This window comes from Roseateles sp. P5_E11 (assembly GCF_054049355.1).
On the sequence record NZ_JBFUMO010000903.1, the window covers coordinates 1 to 1,620 of the forward strand.

The window sequence follows — 1,620 nt, forward strand, 5'->3', positions numbered from 1 at the left end:
GCCCAGTGCAGCAGGCGATGGGCGTCGCGCGTGTTGTAGATGCGGCCGCGCGCCTCCATGCGGAACTCGAAGCCCAGCGCCGCACCGCGCTCACGGATCGCCTGGCGCGTGCCGGCCAGCGCCGCCGGGCTGGCACCGTATTTTTCGGCCAGATSCTCCTCGATGTCCTGGCCCTCGGGCTTCATGCCGGGGTTGAGCTCGAAGGGGTGGAAGTGCAGGTCCAGTTCCAGCCCGGGGATGCGGGCCGCCGCCGCTTCCAGCGAATACAGGCCGATGGCACACCAAGGGCAGACGATGTCGGAAATGAAGTCGATACGCATGGGTGCCATTTTCGCGGGCATCGAGATGCCCCTCAGGTTTGCAGGCTTGACCGAGGTGTGACCGGCTTTTGCGCTAGCGTTGCCGGGTTTGCATCCTGGAACGCCTGCATGACCGATCCGACAACGACCGACTACATCCCGCCCCAGGTCTGGACCTGGGACAAGGCCAGCGGCGGCCAGTTCGCCAGCATCAATCGCCCCATCGCCGGCGCCACCCATGACAAGGCGCTGCCCGTTGGCCGCCATCCGCTGCAGCTGTATTCCCTGGGCACGCCCAATGGCGTCAAGGTCACCGTGATGCTGGAGGAACTGCTGGCGCTGGGCCACACCGGCGCCGAGTACGACGCCTGGCTGGTGCGCATCAACGAGGGCGAACAGTTCGGCAGCGGCTTTGTCGAGGCCAATCCCAATTCCAAGATTCCGGCCCTGGTGGACCACAGCGGGCCAGAACCGGTGCGGGTGTTCGAGTCGGGCGCCATCCTTGTCTACCTGTCGGAAAAGTTCGGTGGCGCCTTCTTGCCCGAAAGTGGCGCGGCGCGCGCCGAGGCGCTGAGCTGGCTGTTCTGGCAGATGGGCAGCGCGCCCTTCCTGGGCGGTGGCTTCGGGCACTTCTACGCCTATGCGCCCACCAAGCAGGAGTACCCCATCGACCGCTATGCCATGGAGGTCAAGCGCCAGCTCGATGTGCTGAACCGCCGGCTGGCTGAAGCGCCCTATCTGGCGGGCGAGTCCTACAGCATTGCCGACATGGCCATCTGGCCCTGGTATGGCGCGCTCGCCAAGGGGCAGCTCTACGGCGCCGGTGAGTTCCTGTCGGTGCAGGAGTACAGCCATGTCATCCGCTGGGCTGACGAGGTCGCCCAGCGCCCGGCCGTCAAGCGCGGCCGCAAGGTCAACCGCACCTGGGGTGAACCCGGCAGCCAGCTTCACGAGCGCCACGAAGCCAGCGACTTCGATACGAAGACGCAAGACAAGCTGGTGGCGCCATGATCACCCTCTACGACTGCGCCACCGCGCCCAGCCCGCGCCGCGCGCGCATCCTGTTGGCCGAGAAGGGGGCGCCGCACGAAACGGTGCAGGTCGACCTGCGCAATGGCGAGCAGATGGGCGAGGCGTTCCGGCGCATCAACCCGCAGTGCACGGTGCCGGCGCTGGTGACGGAGGAGGGCGTTGTGCTGACTGACAACGCCGCGATTGCGGCCTACATCGAGGCGCGTTTCCCCGAGCCGCCGCTGCTCGGCCGCAGCCCGCTCGACAAGGCCGAGATCGCGGGCTGGCAGTGGCGCGTCGAGTTCGAAGG

General features: G+C 67.2%; 3 protein-coding genes. 2 read left to right on the top strand and 1 reads right to left on the bottom strand.

Annotated elements, in window-relative coordinates; genetic code table 11:
• Window positions 1-320: DsbA family protein (locus ACXJKR_RS31925; protein ID WP_457326268.1), on the bottom strand; the 320-nt coding region annotated here is incomplete at its 3' end.
• Window positions 321-428: 108 nt separating this feature from the next.
• Here ACXJKR_RS31925 and yghU point away from each other — a divergent pair.
• The gene (yghU, locus tag ACXJKR_RS31930; RefSeq protein WP_457326269.1) at window positions 429-1,310 is read left to right on the top strand and encodes a glutathione-dependent disulfide-bond oxidoreductase; all 882 of its coding nucleotides are present in this window, start codon (window positions 429-431) and stop codon (window positions 1,308-1,310) included.
• The coding region (locus ACXJKR_RS31935) for a glutathione S-transferase family protein (RefSeq protein WP_457326270.1) at window positions 1,307-1,620 on the top strand (314 nt) is incomplete at its 3' end. The genes yghU and ACXJKR_RS31935, both read left to right, overlap by 4 nt.